This is a genomic window from Caballeronia sp. BR00000012568055 (genome assembly GCF_029439455.1).
GTDB lineage: Bacteria > Pseudomonadota > Gammaproteobacteria > Burkholderiales > Burkholderiaceae > Caballeronia.
The window spans coordinates 43,494-63,056 of the sequence record NZ_JAQFVG010000324.1; the positions used below are offsets into that span (position 1 = coordinate 43,494).

Annotated in this window: 19 protein-coding genes; 11 read left to right on the forward strand and 8 right to left on the reverse strand. The window is 60.4% G+C overall.

Annotated elements, in window-relative coordinates; translation table 11 throughout:
* Positions 1–742 precede the first annotated feature (742 nt).
* The gene (locus tag P7F28_RS27000; protein WP_277187913.1) at positions 743–1,756 is read right to left on the reverse strand and encodes a DUF1839 family protein; all 1,014 of its coding nucleotides are present in this window, start codon (positions 1,754–1,756) and stop codon (positions 743–745) included.
* 397 nt (positions 1,757–2,153) lie between these two features.
* Here P7F28_RS27000 and P7F28_RS27005 point away from each other — a divergent pair, with 397 nt between their 5' ends.
* The 4 genes from P7F28_RS27005 (at position 2,154) to P7F28_RS27020 (ending at position 6,319) form a co-directional block, all read left to right on the forward strand.
* On the forward strand, positions 2,154–2,690 hold the full coding sequence (locus P7F28_RS27005; protein ID WP_277187914.1) for a GNAT family N-acetyltransferase: 537 nt from the start codon (positions 2,154–2,156) through the stop codon (positions 2,688–2,690).
* A gap of 192 nt (positions 2,691–2,882) precedes the next feature.
* A complete protein-coding gene (locus P7F28_RS27010; protein ID WP_277187915.1) occupies positions 2,883–4,034 on the forward strand; it encodes a glycosyltransferase family 4 protein in 1,152 nt (383 codons plus the stop codon).
* 426 nt (positions 4,035–4,460) lie between these two features.
* Positions 4,461–5,219, forward strand: coding sequence for a FadR/GntR family transcriptional regulator (locus P7F28_RS27015; RefSeq protein ID WP_277187916.1), 759 nt, complete (start codon positions 4,461–4,463; stop codon positions 5,217–5,219).
* An 86-nt stretch (positions 5,220–5,305) separates the two neighbouring features.
* Positions 5,306–6,319: a Gfo/Idh/MocA family protein gene (locus tag P7F28_RS27020; protein ID WP_277187917.1), complete on the forward strand. Its 1,014-nt coding sequence runs from the start codon at positions 5,306–5,308 to the stop codon at positions 6,317–6,319.
* 54 nt (positions 6,320–6,373) lie between these two features.
* Here the strand turns inward: P7F28_RS27020 and P7F28_RS27025 are convergent, their stop codons facing one another.
* From P7F28_RS27025 to P7F28_RS27050, 6 genes are all read right to left on the reverse strand, one after another.
* A complete protein-coding gene (locus P7F28_RS27025) occupies positions 6,374–7,033 on the reverse strand; it encodes an amino acid ABC transporter permease (protein WP_277187918.1) in 660 nt (219 codons plus the stop codon).
* 111 nt (positions 7,034–7,144) lie between these two features.
* A complete protein-coding gene (locus tag P7F28_RS27030; protein ID WP_277187919.1) occupies positions 7,145–7,945 on the reverse strand; it encodes a cystine ABC transporter substrate-binding protein in 801 nt (266 codons plus the stop codon).
* Between the two features lie 104 nt (positions 7,946–8,049).
* The gene (locus tag P7F28_RS27035) at positions 8,050–9,072 is read right to left on the reverse strand and encodes a quinone-dependent dihydroorotate dehydrogenase (protein WP_277187920.1); all 1,023 of its coding nucleotides are present in this window, start codon (positions 9,070–9,072) and stop codon (positions 8,050–8,052) included.
* A gap of 73 nt (positions 9,073–9,145) precedes the next feature.
* Positions 9,146–9,964 carry an arginyltransferase gene (locus P7F28_RS27040; RefSeq protein WP_277187921.1) on the reverse strand — a complete coding sequence of 273 codons (819 nt, stop codon included), beginning with the start codon at positions 9,962–9,964 and terminating at the stop codon, positions 9,146–9,148.
* 106 nt (positions 9,965–10,070) lie between these two features.
* Positions 10,071–10,805 carry a leucyl/phenylalanyl-tRNA--protein transferase gene (aat, locus tag P7F28_RS27045; protein WP_277187922.1) on the reverse strand — a complete coding sequence of 245 codons (735 nt, stop codon included), beginning with the start codon at positions 10,803–10,805 and terminating at the stop codon, positions 10,071–10,073.
* Between the two features lie 28 nt (positions 10,806–10,833).
* Entirely contained in the window at positions 10,834–11,379 is a 546-nt protein-coding gene (locus P7F28_RS27050) for an NUDIX hydrolase (RefSeq protein ID WP_277187923.1), read from the reverse strand.
* Positions 11,380–11,566: 187 nt separating this feature from the next.
* On the opposite strand from P7F28_RS27050, the gene glp reads away from it, so the two are divergent.
* The 3 genes from glp to moaE are packed head-to-tail and all read left to right on the forward strand — an operon-like array spanning position 11,567 to position 13,542.
* Positions 11,567–12,814 (forward strand): gephyrin-like molybdotransferase Glp, encoded by a 1,248-nt coding sequence (gene glp, locus P7F28_RS27055; protein ID WP_277187924.1) that lies wholly within the window; start codon positions 11,567–11,569, stop codon positions 12,812–12,814.
* Positions 12,815–12,821: 7 nt separating this feature from the next.
* On the forward strand, positions 12,822–13,079 hold the full coding sequence (gene moaD / locus P7F28_RS27060) for a molybdopterin converting factor subunit 1 (RefSeq protein ID WP_277187925.1): 258 nt from the start codon (positions 12,822–12,824) through the stop codon (positions 13,077–13,079).
* A gap of 1 nt (position 13,080) precedes the next feature.
* Positions 13,081–13,542 carry a molybdopterin synthase catalytic subunit MoaE gene (gene moaE, locus P7F28_RS27065; RefSeq protein ID WP_277187926.1) on the forward strand — a complete coding sequence of 154 codons (462 nt, stop codon included), beginning with the start codon at positions 13,081–13,083 and terminating at the stop codon, positions 13,540–13,542.
* Here the strand turns inward: moaE and P7F28_RS27070 are convergent.
* Positions 13,539–14,078 (reverse strand): group III truncated hemoglobin, encoded by a 540-nt coding sequence (locus P7F28_RS27070; protein ID WP_277187927.1) that lies wholly within the window; start codon positions 14,076–14,078, stop codon positions 13,539–13,541. The two genes, moaE and P7F28_RS27070, sit on opposite strands and share 4 nt — an antisense overlap.
* A gap of 323 nt (positions 14,079–14,401) precedes the next feature.
* Between P7F28_RS27070 and P7F28_RS27075 the strand changes: the two genes are divergently transcribed.
* The 4 genes from P7F28_RS27075 (at position 14,402) to P7F28_RS27090 (ending at position 19,517) form a co-directional block, all read left to right on the forward strand.
* Positions 14,402–14,881, forward strand: a complete 480-nt coding sequence (locus tag P7F28_RS27075) for an Rrf2 family transcriptional regulator (protein WP_277187928.1) — start codon at positions 14,402–14,404, stop codon at positions 14,879–14,881.
* Positions 14,882–15,077: 196 nt separating this feature from the next.
* Complete coding sequence (gene clpB / locus P7F28_RS27080) at positions 15,078–17,675, forward strand: ATP-dependent chaperone ClpB (RefSeq protein WP_277187929.1); 2,598 nt, start codon at positions 15,078–15,080, stop codon at positions 17,673–17,675.
* Between the two features lie 188 nt (positions 17,676–17,863).
* Positions 17,864–18,181 (forward strand): helix-turn-helix domain-containing protein, encoded by a 318-nt coding sequence (locus P7F28_RS27085; protein WP_277187930.1) that lies wholly within the window; start codon positions 17,864–17,866, stop codon positions 18,179–18,181.
* Positions 18,171–19,517 carry a HipA domain-containing protein gene (locus P7F28_RS27090; protein WP_277187931.1) on the forward strand — a complete coding sequence of 449 codons (1,347 nt, stop codon included), beginning with the start codon at positions 18,171–18,173 and terminating at the stop codon, positions 19,515–19,517. Before P7F28_RS27085 ends, P7F28_RS27090 begins: the two co-directional genes overlap by 11 nt.
* The last annotated feature ends 46 nt before the right edge of the window (positions 19,518–19,563 follow it).

Sequence of the window (19,563 nt, forward strand, 5' to 3'; positions counted from 1 at the left end):
ACATTGCTGGTCTTAGGAATACGCAGCCGCCCGCTCGCACTTCGATGGCGTGATCCCCCCATAAGTGGGTTTGTTCATTTCACATGACCGCGCCACAAGCCTTCCCGCTCGACATCCCTTCGACACCACACCTCCTATCGTAGGGATAGTGGAAATTGATTCATTCATGACCCATTGATTTAAGAGTGCCGTTCGGACGATTTGATTGAGATCGAACTTGATTCTTCGATAAGCCTTGTGCAGCAAGGGATCGCGAGCGCTGAAGGCAATGTAGAGAAGGGACGCCTGAAAACAGCAGAGGTTTGCATGGCGTGCATGAAGTGGCCCCTACATGGGCGCGCGGCCCGTTCCAAGCCCGTTTGATGCGAAACAGCCCTTAAATAAGGGGCTTCCATCGCGTGCGGCGTGGGGTTCGTTACGCTGAAGAATGCAGTTGTTGCGGTAAAACGTTTGCGAGTGAATCGACAGTTTGATGCCCTGCGGTAAGGCACATTGCTGCATTTTCGGCCACGCGGAAATGTTTCATTGCGGACAATCTCATTCGTCGCCTTTTAAAAGCGCGCATGAAAACGTTTGTTTGAATCATCCGTGATACATCGCTGCGTCACACGGTCCGCTTAGGGGCCGCGTCGGCGCGCGTGTCGAGAAAGTGCCCTGAAACAAGGGCTAAAAGTGAACTTCAAAGGTGTGAACGTTTGCGCGTATAGATGCAGATCAATACGGCCATGCGCATATCAAATGATCAACAGACGATATTCGCAAGCGGCGGAATAACGCGGTCCCATGCGTCTTCCATGACATCGAACGAGCCTTCGCACAGCTCGCGTTTGCCACGCGAAAGCGCACGTGCGAGACGGCATTGCATGACCATCGATTCACTCGCGAGCTTGCGTGAGCTGGTATGCGTCTGCACCGGAATATCGAAGCCTTGCTCGCGCATCCATTGCAGATAATGCGCGAGCAGTTCGAAGTTCGCGCCGAGATGGCGCATGACGTTGGATGCATAAAGCCGCGTATAAGCGTCGCCGCGTTCGAGCATGGTATCGATATGCTCGGGAAATACTGCACGCCAGCGCGTAATCGGATTGTGCAAGGGCCGCCGCAATAAATGCGCGCACAGCAGATCCGCCGATGCCTCCGCGAGTGCCGTGCCGGTCAGCGGATCGCGTGCGCGTTTGACGAATTCCACGTGCGGAAACAGTGCCATTGGCTTGAGCACGCCGTCGTAGTCGTCGCCGTCGAGCAGGTGATAACCGGTGTGATGGAAATAGCCGAGACGCCGCGCATTCGGATCGATTACGTCGATACCGATCATGGTTTTCGCATGTTCGCGGTGATAGGAAACGGCGCGAGTATCGGGCAAGAAAAACGCATCGACTTCGACGAGCACCGTATTTGCGCGGCGTATTTGCACCAAGGCGCGTTCTTCGAGCGAATCGAAAACGGAAAGTTCCTGCACCTGCAGGCCGTAGAGTTTTTCGATATCTTCCTGCGGCACGCGTCCCAGCGTGAACTGGTCGTCTTCGAAGTCCTGCGCGACCGTGAAAGCCAGCGCCGCATGCGGTTCGAGACCATAGCCGTGCAGCAATTCGATCCACAAATCCGTTGCGCCCGCGCCTTCGTGCCAGATGCGCTCACCGCGATGCAGCGCATGCGCGTGATGCCGCCGCGCACGCATGCGCAGCGGGTCGAGTGCGACGACGCGTGAACGACTTGCGCCGGAAGCCGTCACACCACTGGTGTGGAACGCGCTCATGCCGTTACCTCGGGCCGAAGAAACCAGCGTCCGATACCGCGTGCGTGTGTATGCGTGAGTACGACTGCGCTTGCGCCTTCCAAGCGTTCGATGGCGGTATGCATTGTGATTTTCCCATGAAGGCGCCACTTGACGCGAGTGCTGATCGATGCGCGTGCGTGGTACGCGCAAGACATGCGCCATCACGCGCAACAATGCGCGAATCAGTGCATGCCGATGTTTTTATCGATCGAGCCGGCGCTTGATTCCCCGAGACGCCTTTTCGTGTGATGGGGCCTATTTAAAAGGCTCGCAAGCTCAATCGTCGGTGCGGCTCCGCACGGAATCATGGCGCGCCGGGACGTAACGTTGAATCGTGGCAAAACCAGCAATGGCCTAATGCACGGAGAACAAGAAAATGAATTGGAAAACCTTGGATTTCGAACAGCTCACGGCGCGTGAGCTATACCTGATTCTGCGCGCGCGCAGTGCGGTGTTCGTCGTCGAACAATCGCATGTGCACCTCGATGCAGACGGGCGAGATGAAACGGGGATTCACGTTTTTGCAACCGAAGACATCACACGTTCGATGCCGGTGCTCGCGTACGCGCGCATCCACGAAGGTGATGCGGAAGATCCGGAAGTCGTCGTCGATAAGATTCTGACGAGCCCGCTGCGCCGTGGCGATGGCACCGCGCATGCGCTGATCGAGCGCGTGCTGGCGGTGACGGCGGAACGTTGGCCCGGACGTGGCGTGCGCCTGTCCGCGCCCGTGAGTCTGCGTGCGTTTTACGAAGCATTCGGTTTTCGCAAGACCGAAGGTCCGTTTCTCGAACACGGCATGCCGTATATCGGTCTGACGAGAAAGAGCCGTCAGCCGCGCGAGGCGGCAAGCGCGGGCAAGCTGCAGTTCACCGGTCCGGGCGCGTTGGCGAACACGTACGAATTGTTGTGAGTTTCGACGTGATGCGGCCGCTTCGCAGCGGCTGCATTGCGTGTTTCAACGCATGACGCATGACGTCTCACCCAAAAACAGAATCAGTGCGCACCGCGTGTGCGTCGCGCACGAATCCCTGATATCCCTTCTACACGGCAATACGATGCGCGTTGCAAGCTTGCTGCTTGCGCGTGCGGGACCCGCCTGCTCATGCGAATAGTTCACCTCGCCAACCACGCACAGACGATCGGCAACGGCACCGTCAACATGATGGTGGACCTCGCCTGCGTGCAGGCGCGCATGGGTCAGGACGTGGTGGTCGCGTCCTCAGGCGGCGGTTTCGAGCCCTTGCTGAGGCGTCATGGCATCACGCATGTGCCTTTGCAGCAGTCACGTCAGCCCTGGCGCGTTCCTTCGATGATCGCGGGCTTCAATCGCCTGATCGACCGGTTCGATCCGGACATCGTGCACGCGCACATGATGACAGGCGCGCTGATCTCGCGATTCGGCAGCATGCGGCGACGCTTCGCGCTGGTGACGACGGTGCATCACGAGTTGCAGAAAAGCGCATCGCTGGTGCGCGCGGGTGATCGCATGGTCGCCGTCAGCGATGCCGTCGCGCAATCGCTTGCGGAACGCGGTATCGGCCCGGAGCGGCTTTCTGTGGTGCTCAATGGCGCGGTCGGCGCGCCGCGGCTCGTGTGCCGTCCTGCGGGACGGCCGGTAAGGCTCAGGCATCCGAATATCGTCAGCGTGGCGGGGATGTATCGGCGTAAAGGGATCGCGGACTTGCTGCATGCGTTCGCGCTGGTGCGTCAGCAATCGGTGCACGAGCGCGAGTTTATGCCGGAGCCGCATCTGTACCTCGTTGGCGATGGACCCGATCGCGCGTCGATGGAAGCGCTCGCGGTCGAACTCGGCGTCGGCGAGTTCGTGCACTTCACCGGCTTCGTCACCGACCCGCGCCCGTATCTCGCCAGCGCCGATGTATTCGCGCTGATATCGCGACAGGACCCGTGTCCGCTGGTCATCGCGGAGGCGCGCGAGGCGGGCTGCGCGATCGTGGCCACGCGCGTGGGCGGCATCCCTGAAATGCTCGACGATGGCGCCGCCGGCGTGCTGGTGCCCGCAGGCGATCACGCGCAAACCGCCGCGAAACTGCGCTGGCTTCTACTCGATTCGCAGGCACGCGGCCAGTTCGCCGCGCGTGCGCAGGAAAACTTGCAGAAACTTTCCGTCGATCGCGTCAGCGGCGAATACATGGCGATCTATCAGCACACGCTCGCGGAGCGCGAGTCGATGCGGCATCGCCAGATACGGCTCGATGCGCGTAGTGCGCGCACGCCGGACGGTGCACTGTAAGCGCAAAGGGTCGTACAAAAGCTGCATCAAATGGGGTGAGCGTTCGCGTTCGCACAGAAGCCCTACGAGATGCTTGCTCAAATGCGAGCATCCGGTCCGAAGATTGCAAAGACCGCGACCCAAGCGCCGCGCAGCGACGCCGCAATTCTTCAGTTTCCCTGACGAATGACGGCGCGTGCGCGGCGCGAGCGCAGATTACGCTGGAAAAAGCGGTAAAAACGGCATAAAGCACGTTGCACGGGATCAGAGGGAATACCCTCTCAGGAATTCCCTGACTGGTCTTGAAGGCAACGAAGAAGCAACGTATCAAGCACGACGAATCGATCTGGCGGGAACGCCGTCGTGTCTTGTCGCATGGGGAAGTGCGAATACGCTGCGTGAGAGATTTCATACGGGCTACGGACAGGCGGATAGGGGAGAAGCGTGATGGATGAAAACAAAGAGCGATCGCTGGTGGCGAAAGTCATGGACGGACTCGTCTCCGGCATCGTCGAACAGAAATACGGCGCGATTCTGCCGCCGCAAGACATCCTGTCGAAAGAATTCGATGTGAGCCGCACCGTGATGCGCGAAGCGCTCTCCATGCTGCTCGCGCGCCATATGCTGGACGTGCGGCCGAAAACAGGCACGCGTATCCGGCCGATGAGCGACTGGCGTCTGATCGACGAGGACGTGGTGAGCTGGCGCTTTCGTGCCAAGCCCGATCAGACCTTTCTGCGCGATGTAATCGAATTCCGCATGCTGATCGAGCCGCGCGCGGCAGCGTTGGCCGCAGCGCGTGCGACGCCGGATGAGATCGCCGGTATCCGCGATGCGTTCGAAGCGCTGACGCGTCTGCAAGTGGGCGAGCCGGAATATCAGGCGGCCGACGAAGTGCTGCATACGCGGATCGTTGCGGCCAGCGGCAACCAATTCTTTCGCCAGATGACAGCAATCGTGCGCGGCGCATTGGTGACCGTGAACCCGATCGTCGATGGCATCGAATCCGTGCGTGAAGCGACGCTTGCCGCGCAGCGCAGCGTGGTCGAAGCGATCGAAGCGAAAGATCCGGGCGCAGCCGAAAGCGCGACGCGCACGCTGGTGGATCTCGCGGCGGAAGAAGTGGGCCGCGCGTTTTCGCTGCAACGCACGAGCGCACAGCCCGCACCACCTTCGACGAGCATCAACGAATCGCTGGGCGCGTGACGCGAATATAAGCGTGAGAGGAGACGAGAAAGCCGGGACCTGTCCCGGCTTTTTTCGTTGATGCGCCGTTTGGGTGATGAGGCACAATGGCTCGCTTGAAGAACTCATCGCAGGAGCCGGTTTTGGTCGATAGAAACATACGTTGGGGCATCGTTGGCGCGGGACGGATCGCGCGGCGCTTTGCGGAGAGCCTGAAGCATGTGCCGGGCGCGCAACTCGCGGGCGTATGGTCGCGTCGTGCGGAAACGGCGCGGGCGCTCGCAGAACCTTTCGATGCACGCGCCTTCAACGACTTCGACAGCCTGCTCAGCAATATCGACGCGCTCTATATCGCGACGATGCAGGACAGCCATCCGGAGTACGCATTGCGCGCGTTCGAAGCGGGCGTGCCCGTGTTATGCGAAAAGCCTGCTGCCGTGAATGCACGCGCCTTGCAACGCATGATCGATGTCGCGCGCGAAAAAAAGCTGCTGTTCATGGAGGCGATGAAGCCGCCTTTCTATCCGCTGTACACGCGCTTGCGCGAACATCTGCAGACCGATCCGATCGGCGAAATAGGGCTCGTGCGCGCGGGCTGTTCGATTGCGAACGTGCCGTCCGATCATCCGTCTTTCTCGCTCGATATGGGTGGCGGCGCGTTGCTCGACATCGGTATTTACGAGGCTTTTCTTGCGGTCGATTGGCTCGGTGAAGCGCTCGATGTGCAGACCATCGGCCGATTGGGCAGCACGGGCGTGGATGTGTTCGCGAGTCTGAACGTGCGGCACGAACGCGGTATCGCGCAGTTGTTTTGCGGGCTGGACCTGCAAGGCCGTGGCGACGCGCTGATCGCCGGCACGCTCGGCACGGTGACCATTCACGAAGGATGGTGGAACCCGGCGCGCGCGTCGATCGCTTACACGGACGGCCGCAAGATCGAACTCGATGAGCCGTTCAGCGGCGGCGGCCTGAATTACGAAACCGCGCATTTCTGCGAGCTTTTGCGCGCGGGCAAGACCGAAAGCCCGATCATGCCGCACGCCACATCCATGCGGATGATCGCGATCATGGATGCCGCGCGTCGCGATCTCAATCTGCGCTTTCCCTTCGAGACCGATTGAAGCAATAAAGGCCGCTTTTCAGCGGCCTTTATTGCGTTTGGTGGTATCGAACGATCAGTGTCGTCCCGGCAGCGCAAGACGCTTTTCAAAGCGCCGCTGCACGAGTTCGAGCACGCTGCACAGCACCCAATAAACGAACGCCGCCGCGAGATAAAGCGGCAAAGGCTGATACGTCGCCGCGATCACTTCCTGCGCGCTGCGCAATAGTTCGGTGACCGTAATCACCGAAACGAGCGACGTATCCTTCATCAGGCTGATGAGACTGTTCGACAGACTCGGCACGGCAATGCGCAGCGCCTGCGGCCCGATCACATAACGCAGCGTCTGCGCACGCGACAAGCCGAGACTGTAGGACGCGAGCCATTGGCCATCGTGAATGCCGAGAATCGCGCCGCGCATGCTTTCCGACAGATACGCCGCCACATTCGCCGATAACGCGATCACGCCCGCAGGCGTCGGTTCGAGCGAAATGCCGAGGCTCGGCAGCCCGTAATAGATCACGAAGATTTGCACGAGCAAGGGCGTGCCGCGCATCACGCTGACATAGCAGCGTCCGATGCCCACCAGCACGCGATTGCGGCTGATGCCCATCAACGCGAGCACCACGCCCGCGATCAGGCCGAAGAACATCGAAAGAAGCGCGAACTTGATCGTCAGCAGCGCGCCTTGCGCCAGCACGGGCGCGGACTGAACGAGCAGGGAGGTCGTGGACATTTATTGAAATCGATGTACGTTGCGAAATAATCGGCACATCTTAAACCGGCCGTTGAAACGCGAAGGGCGGCATCGCGACGATGCCGCCCTTCATCCTGCCGATAAAGCGTCTTACTTGGCCGGCTTCGTCACGTCGATACCGAACCACTTGTCGGAAATCTTCCCGAACGTGCCGTCGGCTTCGAGCTGCGTCATGGCATCGTCGATGGCCTTGGCGAACTTCGGATTGCCCTTCTTGAACGGAATCCCCGACGGATTGCCCGCGCCGACATTCGCGCCCGTACGCAGCGGCAATTGCGAGTTCTTCAGCAAATACGCGAGCATCAGGCGGTCGTTCAACGCGGCGTCCAGACGGCCCGCCGCCAGATCACGCAGATATTCCGGCGCGCCCGGATACGTCTTCACGTCGATACCCTGAACGGCCTTCGCCATGTCCATATAGTTCGTGCCGAGACCGACGCCGAGCTTCTTGCCCTTCAGTTCGTCGAGCGACTTGAACTCACGCTTGTCGTCCGAGCGCTGGATCAACTGCGCGTTCGAATACGTGTACGCGGGCGAGAAATCGAGCGTCTGTTTGCGCGCATCGGTGATGCCGACCTGATTGACGATCACATCGAACTTGCCCGACTGAAGACCGGCGATGATCCCGCTCCACTCCGTCGTGACGAATTCCGGCTTCACGCCGAGCTTCGCGGCGACTGCCTTGGCGATATCGACATCGAAGCCGACCAGTTCGCCTTGCGGGTTCTTCGAGTTGAACGGCGGGAAGGTGCCTTCCAGACCGACGCGCAGCGTGCCGCGCTGCTTGACCTGATCGAGCAGATCTTCCGCGTGCGCGGCGGTGGTGACAGCAGTGAAGGCCGCGCCGATCAGGCTGGCAGCGACGAGTTTCTTGAGCGTGGACAGTTTCATCGTTGTTTTCCTCTTGTTGTGCGGAAGCAGCTTGTTGCCAGATGCGGGATCATAGTGAAAATGCAATCACCGCATCAGATCGTTTGCTCATTTCTATATACGCATTATGCGAGGGCTTCGACACACTCTTTGACGAGTGCGGGACCACGATAAATCAATCCCGTATAAATCTGCACGAGCGATGCACCCGCCGCGAGCTTCGCGCGCGCGTCATCGCCCGAAAAAATCCCGCCGACGCCGATGATCGGCACTTCGCTGCCCACTTCCGCGCGCAGCTTGCGAATCACCTCGTTCGATGCCTCGAACACCGGCTTGCCCGACAAGCCGCCCGCTTCGTCGCCGTGCTTCATGCCGGTGACCGCCGTGCGCGACAGCGTGGTGTTGGTGGCGATCACGCCGTCGATCTTGTGCGTCAGCAGCGTAGCCGCGATCGACTTGATCTGCTCGTCGTCGAGATCGGGCGCGATCTTGAGTGCGAGCGGCACAAGCTTGCCGTGCAGATCGGACAGACGTTGTTGCTTGTCCTTCAGCGCGCCGAGCAGCGAATCGAGTTCGCCCGCGCCCTGAAGCTGGCGCAGATTCTTCGTGTTCGGCGACGAAATATTGATCGTCACGTAACTGGCGAACGGATAGACGCGTTCGAGGCAGTACAAATAGTCCTCGGCGGCGCGCTCGATCGGCGTATCCGCGTTCTTGCCGATATTCAGCCCCAGCGTGCCGCGATACCGCGCCGCCTGCACATTGGCCACGAACTGATCGACGCCGCCGTTATTGAAGCCCATGCGGTTGATCAGCGCGTTCGCGTCCGGCAGCCGGAAAATGCGCGGTCGCGGATTGCCGGGCTGCGCGCGCGGCGTCACCGTTCCCACTTCGATAAACCCGAACCCAAGCGCCGCCAATCCGTCGATACACGCGCCGTCCTTGTCCAGCCCCGCCGCCAGCCCGACCGGATTGCGGAACGTGAGGCCCATGACGGTACGGGGCGAATCGTGGCCGCGTTCGGCGAGCAGGCTGGCGATGCCGGTGCGGCCCGCCGCGCCCAGCATGCGCAGCGTCAGGTGATGAGCGTCTTCCGCGTCCATCTTGAACAGATGCGAACGCGCGAGCGGATAGAGTGAACTGAACACGAAAGGAAAGCCCGCTGAGGGCGTATTTTTTGAGACCGCTATTTTAGCGGTTTCGGACGATGCACCCGGCGCGTTACTTCGGCTGGCTGGGATTGGTGATGCGGCCGGGCATCGGCAGGGTGCCGGCGGATTGCGTCGTGAGCGGATTGAGTTCTGACCAGTGGCCATCGACCAGGCCTTCCAGCGGGCGGAAATTGGCCTTGTACGCCATCTTTTCGCTCTCGCGAATCCAATAGCCGAGATAGACGTGCGGCAGGTCCAGACTCTTCGCCTGCTCGATCTGCCAGAGAATATTGAAGGTGCCGTAACTGGTCTTCGGCAAGTCCGGCTCGAAGAACGTGTACACGGACGACAGACCATCGCCCAGAATGTCGATCATGCTGATCATGCGCAAGACGCCCGGCTTGCCGTCCACGCCCGGCTCGCGAAATTCGACCAGCCGAGAATTGATCCGGCTTTGCAGCAAAAACTGCTCGTACTGGTCGCGGCTGTCGCGATCCATGCCGCCGCCCGCGTGCCGCGCCGACTGATAGCGCATATACAGCGCGTAATGCTCTTCGTCGTAATGCAAAGGCGCGACGCTCGCGATCAGATTGCCGTGCAGTTTCCACACGCGCCGCTGCGCCCGGTTCGGCACGAAGCGCGCCACCGGCACGCGCACCGGCACGCAGGCGCGGCAGCCATCGCAATACGGTCGATAGGTGAACACGCCCGAGCGCCGGAAACCGGCTTTTACGAGTTCGGTGTAGACGTCCGAATTGATGAGATGGCTTGGCGTAGCGACTTGCGAGCGTGCCACGCGGCCTTCCAGATAGCTGCAAGGATAGGGCGCTGTTGCATAGAATTGCAGCGCGGAAAGCGGTGACAGTGGCAGCTCGTTCGGATGTGTCACGTTGGCGGCTCTCGTTGTGCTTGTTCTCGCGCGCGCTGCCTCAGGGCGCACGCCAGTTCGGCGATATTCGAAGGCGTTACAACTGGATCTGAAGCCGAATCTGAAGCTATTGGCGGGCCAGCACGTCGAGCAATGCGGATTTATCGAACGCCCAGGGAATCGGTGGCAGTCCGACCGATTGCTTCAGATGCGCGACGAATGCACGGCGCGGAATCTCTTGCCCGCCCAGCGACGCCAGATGCGACGTATTCTGCTGGCAGTCTATCATCTCTATTTTATGGCGACGCAAGTGTCCGACCAGCGCCGACAGCGCGATTTTGGACGCATCGGTCTTGTGCGCGAACATCGATTCGCCGAAGAACATGCGCCCGAAGGACACGCCATACAAACCGCCGACGCGCTCGCCATCGAACCATGTTTCGATGCTGTGCGCCCGTCCCGCGCGATGCAGCGACGTGTAGGCATCGACGATATCGGCAGTGATCCAGGTGCCACGCTGACCTTCGCGCGGGGTATCGGCGCAGGCGCGCATCACGCCGGGAAAATCGTGATCGACGCGCACTTCCCAGACCGGATCGCGCAGCACACGTTTGAGTGTCTTGCGCAGGGAATCGGAGACTTTGAAATCGGCGGGGCGCAGCACCATGCGCGGATCGGGACTCCACCACAAGACCGGCTGGCCGTCCGAGTACCACGGGAAAATGCCGCGCTGATAGGCGTCGGTAAGGCGCGAGGGCAGTAAATCGGCGCTCGCAGCGAGCAAACCCGGTGCGCCGCTCAGCGCGCCGAGCGCACGCTCGACTGGTGGGAACGGATCGTCATGGGCGAGCCACGGGACCATAGGCTGACGGCGGCGCTGTTAAAAGCGATCAGCCGTCGCGCAGCGAACGGAAGATATCGCCCGTATGCAGGGTGAAATTGCCCGCGGCGCGGTCAGCGAAGAAGAAACGCAGCGTCTGGCCGACAGTCGGAAAGGCGATCTCGTCCCACGGAATTTCGCTTTCCTCGAACAGGCGCACTTCGAGGCTTTCCTCTCCGGCATCGACTTCGATATCGAGCAGACGCGCCAGATAGAAAATATGCACCTGATGCACATGCGGCACGTTCAGCAGCGTAAAAAGACTCTGAATTTCGACGCGCGCGCCGGCTTCTTCCAGCGTCTCGCGCGAGGCGCCTTCGCTGGTGGTTTCGTCCATTTCCATGAAACCGGCGGGCAGCGTCCAGTAGCCGTAGCGCGGCTCGATCGCGCGGCGGCACAAAAGCACCTTGTCGTCCCAGACCGGCACGGTGCCCACCACGTTGCGCGGATTCTGGTAATGCACGGTGCCGCAACTGCCGCAGACGAAGCGCTCGCGGTTGTCGCCGGGCGGAATGCTCAGGCTGACCTCATGGCCGCAGACGGAACAGAATTTCATGGAAATCGACGTGGGAAGTGTGGTGCGAGTGTATCACTGGCGCATGTTCGGCTTATGCCGTACGCGCCTGATGCTCGCGATCATGTCGCTACAATAGTTGCTTGTCTAAATCGATTACGCCGCGTCTATGTCTCCCACGCCTGCTGCCCCACATAACGCCCCGCATAACGCACCCGCGCGCCCGCCGATGCTCGCCACCGCCGAGGCGCTCGGTCTTTTGCTCGATGCCGCGCGCCGCGTGCCGGAGCGCGAAACCATCGATACGCTCGACGCCCTGAATCGCGTGCTCGCCGCCGATGTCGTTTCGCCGCTCGACGTCCCGCCGATGCACACCAGTTCGATGGACGGCTACGCGGTCCGCGCGTCCGATCTGGCCAACGCGAGCGAAAACGCGCCGGTCACGCTGACAGTATCGCAGCGGATTCCGGCGGGACACGCGGCGCAGGCGCTGGCCGAAGGCACGGCGGCGCGCATTTTCACCGGTGCGACGATTCCGCCCGGCGCGGACACGGTCGTGATGCAGGAAATGGCGAGCGTTTCGGACGATGGCCGCGTGTCCTTTGCTCAGGCTGCGCCGGCGGGCGATTGGATCACGAAGCAGGGCGCGGATATTCAGCGCGGCGCGGTGATTCTCCCCGCTGGCACGCGATTGACCGCGCAAGCGCTCGGACTCGCTGCGTCGGTTGGTTGCGCGACGCTCGATGTCGTGCGCCGCGTGCGCGTCGCTATCTTCTTTACCGGCGATGAACTGCGCATGCCGGGCGAGCCGCTCGAACCCGGCGCGATCTACAACTCGAATCGATTTACGCTGCGTGCGCTGTTGGAGAATATCGGCTGCGAGGTGTCTGATTTGGGTATCGTGCCGGATCGGCTGGACGCCACGCGCGATACGCTGCGCCGCGCCGCGCTCGGCCACGATCTGATTCTGACGTGCGGCGGCGTATCGGTCGGCGAGGAAGATCATGTGAAACCGGCCGTGGAAGCGGAAGGCCGCATCAATATGTGGCAGATCGCGATGAAACCGGGCAAGCCGCTTGCGTTCGGCGCGGTGCGTCGCGGCGAAGCGGCGGGCGGCGATCCGGGCGATCTCGGCGAGGCGTATTTCATCGGCTTGCCGGGCAATCCGGTATCGAGTTTCTGCACGTTCTTGCTGTTCGTGCGGCCGTTTTTGCTGCGGCTCGCAGGCGTTGAACACGTCACGCCCCGCATCTATTCGATGCGCGCCGACTTCAGCCAGAAAAAAGGCGATCGCCGCAACGAATTCCTGCGCGGCCGCCTGAACGATGCGGGCGGCCTCGACCTGTTCCCGAATCAAAGCTCGGCGGTGCTGACTTCGACCGTCTGGGGCGATGGCCTGATCGACAATCCGCCGAATCACGCCATCAGCGCGGGCGAGACGGTGCGCTTCATCCCTTTTTCGGAACTGTTGCGGTAGAGAATCAATGCGAATCGAACTGAGATTTTTTGCCAGCGTGCGCGAAGCGCTCGGCGTGGCGAACGAAACCGTCGATGTGCCGGACACCGTCGTCAACGTCGGCGATGTGCGCGCGTGGCTGCGTCTTCGCGGCGGCGTGTGGGCCGAAACGCTCGCGGAAGGCCGCGCATTGCGCATGGCCTGCAATCACGAAATGACGAACGCGGCGCAGCGCATCACCGATGGCTGCGAAGTGGCGTTTTTCCCGCCCGTGACAGGCGGCTGAGATGGCTTCGTTCCAGAAAATCCGCGTACAGGAAGCCGATTTCGACTTAAGCGCCGAGGTCGCTGCCTTGCGCGCGGACAACCCAAAAGTCGGCGCGGTTGCGTGCTTCGTCGGCACGGTGCGCGATCTGAACGAAGGCAGCGCCGTTGAGACGATGGAACTCGAGCACTATCCCGGCATGACCGAAAAATCGCTCGAAGCGATTGCAGAGCAGGCGCGCGCGCGCTGGCCGGGGTCGGACGTGCTGATCGTGCATCGCGTGGGGAAGCTCAAGCCGCTCGATCAGATCGTGCTGGTCGCGACCACCGCGATGCATCGCGCGGATGCGTTCGAATCGTGCGCCTTCGTGATGGACTATCTGAAGACGCAAGCGCCGTTCTGGAAGAAAGAGAAGACCGAAAAAGGCGAACGCTGGGTCGATGCCCGCGAATCCGATGACACCGCGCTCAAACGCTGGTCTTAATCGTCCGACTTGCCGACGAACTTCGCCGGAAACGGCTCGCCCGCAGGACGCTCGGGGAAACGGGGCTCGGGTTCATCGGCACCCGTGCGCTGACGCCTGAGCGCCGCGAGCAATTCCTGTTGCTCGGCAGGAATCTGATAATCCCATCCGAACTTGCTCAACTGAAGGCTGTGCGCAATGCGCAGCGCCGGCTCCATGAATTGCACAGCGGCAGCCGGTTCGTAACGCTGCTCCACGGTATTGAGGAATAGCGACAGCCAGCGCGCGAAGTGGCGAGGCTCGATATCCCCGAGCGGCCGATGCGCCTCCTGCACGTTCCCGCGATACCCCTTCGTGCCCAGCACGAGACTCGACCAGAACGACGTCATCTTGGCGAGATGCTCGTCCCATCGTCCGGTGAGTTCGCGCGAAAAAATCGGGCCGAGCAGAGAATCTTCATCCACGCGACGGTAAAAAGCTTCAACGAGTGAGCGAATGTTGGCTTCATCGGGCGTTCGCTCACGCTTGAGTTCGGAAGGGTTGGTCATGCTGTTCATTAGCGTTGGATCAATAAAACAAAATTGCGCGCGCCTACGATGGTGTCTCGTTTTCGCTGTTGTCGCGGTCGAATATGACGCAAAATGGAACAAATGAAAGCGGACGCCGTCATTTTCTGTCCGATTTTGTACGAAAGGCATGCAATCGATGTCCAAAAACATAATTTTCGTACAGGCGTGATGATTGCTTCTTGCTGTCGATGCTAGTCCTGTCAGCCCCACACTACAGGTCTACATGTTTTGCCAATGCCCGGACTTTCGACGCTGCGGTCGTCGCGGTGCCACCAGTCCGCTTTTGCCACTCACTGTACCGATCGCACACTATGCGACTGACCGACTACACCGATTTCTCTTTGCGCGTTCTAATCTACTTGTCGGTGCGTCCATCCGGCTTATCGACCATCCAGGAGATCTCCGATGCCTACGGAATCTCCAAGAATCATTTGATGAAAATCGTCCAGCAGCTCGGCGAACTGGGCTGGGTCGAAACCGTGCGCGGCCGTAACGGCGGTTTGCGCGCGGCTGAGCGTACGCATTCGCTGACCATCGGCGAGGTCGTGCGCAAGACGGAAAGCGACTTCGCGCTCGTCAATTGCTTCACCGAAGGACAAGGGCGGCGCGGCTGCGTGATCGAACCGGCCTGCCGTCTGAAAGGCGTATTCGCCGCCGCGCGCGATGCGTTTCTCGCTGAACTCGACAAGCACACCGTCGGCGAACTGGCGAAACCTGCCAGCGAACTCGCGCGAATACTCAATATCGTGCCGATCGCTCCGGTTGTCCCGTACGCGCACGAGCAAAACTGAGCGCTTGCCGGTCGTCTCGCCGTGCACGCGGCAGACGAACGAAAGCTGAACGCGGTAGTCTTTCTCAGGCGTCCGATCGCGGCGCCGTCCGTGGTCGAAAAGCGAAATTATTGTCGGTTTCGGGCCAAACCGCGCTTGAAACCGGCAAAAACCGCCTCATTTCGGATGTATTCAAGAATTGGAGCAGGTTCAAAAAATGAGAATCGACAAACTCACTACCAAGTTTCAGGAAGCCCTGTCCGATGCGCAAAGTCTCGCGGTCGGGCATGACAATCAATATATCGAGCCGGTTCACCTGCTGTCTGCGCTGATCGCGCAACAGGACGGTTCGGCGCGCTCGCTGATGTCGCACGCCGGCGTGCAGGTTCAGGCGCTGCAAACCTCGCTGAACGATGCGATGAAGCGTCTGCCGCAAGTGCAGGGCACCGATGGCAACGTGCAGGTCAGCCGCGATCTCGCGGGCCTGCTGAACAACGCCGACAAGGAAGCGCAAAAGCTCAACGACACCTACATCGCGAGCGAAATGTTCCTGCTTGCGGTGGCTGACGATAAAGGCGAAGTCGGTCGTCTGGCGAAGCAGCACGGTCTGACGCGCAAGTCGCTGGAAGCCGCGATCAACGCGGTGCGCGGCGGCGCGCAGGTCAACAGCCAGGACGCGGAAAGCCAGCGCGAAGCGCTCAAGAAATACACCGTCGATCTGACCGAGCGCGCGCGTGCCGGCAAGCTCGATCCGGTGATCGGCCGTGACGATGAAATCCGTCGCTCGATTCAGATTCTTCAGCGCCGCACCAAGAACAATCCGGTGCTGATCGGCGAGCCGGGCGTGGGCAAGACGGCGATCGTCGAAGGACTGGCGCAGCGGATCGTGAATGGCGAAGTGCCGGAAACGCTGAAGGGCAAGCGCGTGCTGTCGCTCGATATGGCAGCGCTGCTCGCGGGCGCGAAGTATCGCGGTGAATTCGAGGAGCGCCTGAAGGCCGTGCTCAACGATATCGCCAAGGATGAAGGGCAAACGATTGTCTTCATCGACGAAATTCATACGATGGTCGGCGCAGGCAAGGCCGAAGGCGCGATGGACGCGGGCAATATGCTCAAGCCCGCGCTCTCGCGCGGCGAGCTGCATTGCATCGGCGCGACAACGCTGGATGAATACCGCAAGTACATCGAAAAGGACGCGGCGCTGGAGCGTCGTTTCCAGAAAGTGCTCGTCGATGAACCGTCGGTGGAAGCGACCATCGCGATTCTGCGCGGCTTGCAGGAAAAGTACGAGCTGCACCACGGCGTCGAGATCACCGATCCGGCGATCGTCGCAGCGGCGGAGTTGTCGCATCGCTATATCACGGACCGCTTTTTGCCGGACAAGGCCATCGATCTGATCGATGAAGCGGCGTCGCGCATCAAGATGGAAATTGATTCGAAGCCCGAAGAAATGGACAAGCTGGATCGCCGGCTGATTCAGTTGAAGATCGAGCGCGAGGCGGTGAAGAAAGAGAAGGACGAGGCTTCGCAGAAGCGTCTGCAGTTGATCGAAGAGGAAATCGAGCGGCTGAATCGCGAATATTCGGACCTCGAAGAAATCTGGACGGCTGAAAAAGCGGCGGTGCAGGGCAGCGCGCAACTGAAGGAAGAGATCGAAAAAGTGCGCGCCGATATCACGCGTTTGCAGCGTGAAGGCAAGCTCGAAAAGGTCGCGGAATTGCAGTACGGCAAGCTGCCGGAACTCGAAGCGCGTCTGAAGCAAGTGACGCAGGCCGAGTCCCAGGAGCAGAACAATCCGACGCGTCCGCGTTTGTTGCGCACGCAAGTTGGTGCGGAGGAAATCGCGGAAGTGGTGTCACGTTCGACGGGCATTCCGGTCGCGCGCATGATGCAGGGCGAGCGCGAAAAGCTCTTGCAGATCGAAGCGAAGCTGCATGAACGCGTGATCGGTCAGGACGAAGCCATCGGCGCGGTGGCGGATGCGATTCGCCGTTCGCGTGCGGGTTTGTCGGATCCGAATCGCCCGTATGGTTCGTTCCTGTTTCTCGGGCCGACGGGCGTGGGCAAGACCGAACTGTGCAAGGCCCTGGCCGCTTTCCTGTTCGATTCGGAAGATCATCTGATCCGCATCGACATGAGCGAGTTTATGGAGAAGCACAGCGTCGCGCGGCTGATCGGCGCGCCGCCGGGCTATGTCGGATATGAGGAAGGCGGTTATCTGACCGAAGCCGTGCGCCGCAAGCCGTACAGCGTGATTCTGCTCGATGAAATCGAGAAGGCGCATCCGGACGTGTTCAACGTGCTCTTGCAAGTGCTCGATGATGGCCGCATGACCGATGGACAAGGCCGCACCGTGGACTTCAAGAACACGGTGATCGTGATGACATCGAACCTTGGTTCGCAGGTCATTCAGGGCATGGTCGGCGAGCCGCAGGAAAAGGTGAAGGATGCCGTGTGGGAAGAAGTGAAGCTGCACTTCCGGCCGGAATTCTTGAACCGTATCGACGATGTCGTGGTGTTCCATTCGTTGGATCGAAGCAATATCGAATCGATCGCGAAGATTCAGTTACAGCGTCTGCACGAGCGGCTGGCGAAGCTTGAGATGCAGCTCGATGTGTCGGAAGCGGCGCTGGAGCAGATCGGCAAGGTTGGTTACGACCCGGTGTTCGGTGCGCGGCCGTTGAAGCGCGCGATTCAGCAGGAGATCGAGAATCCGGTCGCCAAGCTGATTCTCGCTGGACGGTTCGGACCGAAGGATGTGATTCCGGTCGATGTGCGGGATGGGAAGTTCGTGTTTGATCGAGTGGTTCATTAAGCGCTTGGTTTTAGCTGGCGCTTGAGGAAGGGCAGCGTAGCGATCCGCTGCCCTTCTTGCTTTTATCCTTGCGAACGTAGGGATTTTTTGAAATTTTGCTGCGACAGGGATGAAATCCGTGTGATTGCACGGATTATTGTGAGCGCATACAATAATTCGGTAAAATCCATTCGATCGCAAGGATTTCTATGGAAATCGAAATCAGAGGCGCCGGTGATATTGGCGCGGCAGTGCGGGCCGCACGCAAGAGTCAAAAGCTTCGCCAAGACGATGCCGCTGGTGCCATCGGCGTGAGCGAGAGCTTCTTGGGCAAGGTCGAAAGCGGCGCCGAGAGCGTGCAGTGGGGCAAGCTCTTCCAAGTGCTCGAAGGCTTGGGTGTGCATGTGATCGTCGATGTCCCGGACGGCGTCGGCGAACGTTATGCCAGCGAAAAGATGGGCCAGTACGGGCGCGCGGCAAGGGCGGAAAAGCGTCGGCGCGATAAGGAGCAGCAAGGTGAGTCCTGAGCAGCAACCAGCTGACGCTTCGCGCCGCGATCTGATCGCGAGTATCAATGACGTGCAAGTCGGCGTGCTCAATGCGGATCGGGATATCTGGTCGTTTACGTATCTTCCCTCGTGGCTCGCGAATGCCGGTCGTTATCCTTTGAGTCCCGCCTTGCCGCTGCAAGAAGCGTCGATTCTCGACGGCAGTTCGCGCCGTTCGATCCAGTGGTACTTCGACAATCTGTTGCCCGAGGAAGGACAGCGCGCCTTGCTCGCGCGCGATGCCGGTATCCGCAACGAAGCGGATGCGTTTGCGTTGCTCGAGCATTACGGCGCGGAATCGGCGGGCTCGGTCACACTGTTGCCGCCAGGCGATGTTTCGGCACAGGAGCCAGCGGAACGGCCTTTGTCCGACGAAGCGCTGCAATTGCGTATCGATGCCTTGCCACGCGTGCCGCTCACTCACCACGCGATCAAGCGTATGTCGCTGGCGGGCGCGCAGCACAAACTTGCAGTCGTATTGCGCAATGACGCGCTATTCGAGCCTGCGGGAATCACACCTTCCACGCATATCCTCAAACCGAATCATCAGGATAACGATGATTATCCGCACTCGGCCATCAACGAATGGTTCGTGATGAAGCTGGCGGACAAGTTGCGTCTGGACGTGCCCGATGTGCATCGGCGATATGTGCCTTCACCCGTGTACCTCGTCGATCGCTTCGATCGTGAATCACGCGAAGGCCAATGGCGGCGTCTGCATACGATCGATGCCTGTCAGTTGCTCGACCTCTCGCGCACATTCAAGTATGAGCAGGGCAGCGTCGAACAACTCGCCGTGCTGGCGGCGCGTTGCCGCAATCAGGCGTCGGCGCGCACGCGACTGTTTTCGTGGCTCGTTTTCAACGTGCTCGTCGGCAATTCGGACGCGCATTTGAAAAACCTGAGCTTTCTCGTTTCGCACGATGGCATCGAGCTTGCGCCGTTTTACGATCTGTTGAGCGTGGCGGCGTACGGCACGCCTGCATATCAAAAGACCGATTGGCCGCAGCGTGCGTCCTTCGCGTGGGACATTCTCGGCGCGCGGTACTACGAAGATTTCGATCGCGCGTTGATGCTGCGCGCTGCCGCCGCGCTTGGCCTTGCGCGCGCGACAGCAGAGCGCCTGCTCGACAACCTCCTCGGTTCGATCACGCGTGTGGCTGCCGAGTTGTATGCGCAAGTGGAACAAGACAACGCCACGCGCCTCGTGGCACGGCCTGATCTCGCCGCCACTTTCGGCGGCGAATTGCGATGCCTGCGAACGATTCGCTATGCCGTGATCGCGGACATGGCATCACGTCTTGCGGCACGCTAAAAAAAACAAAACCCCGCACGGCTCACGCCATGCGGGGGTTTTCCTA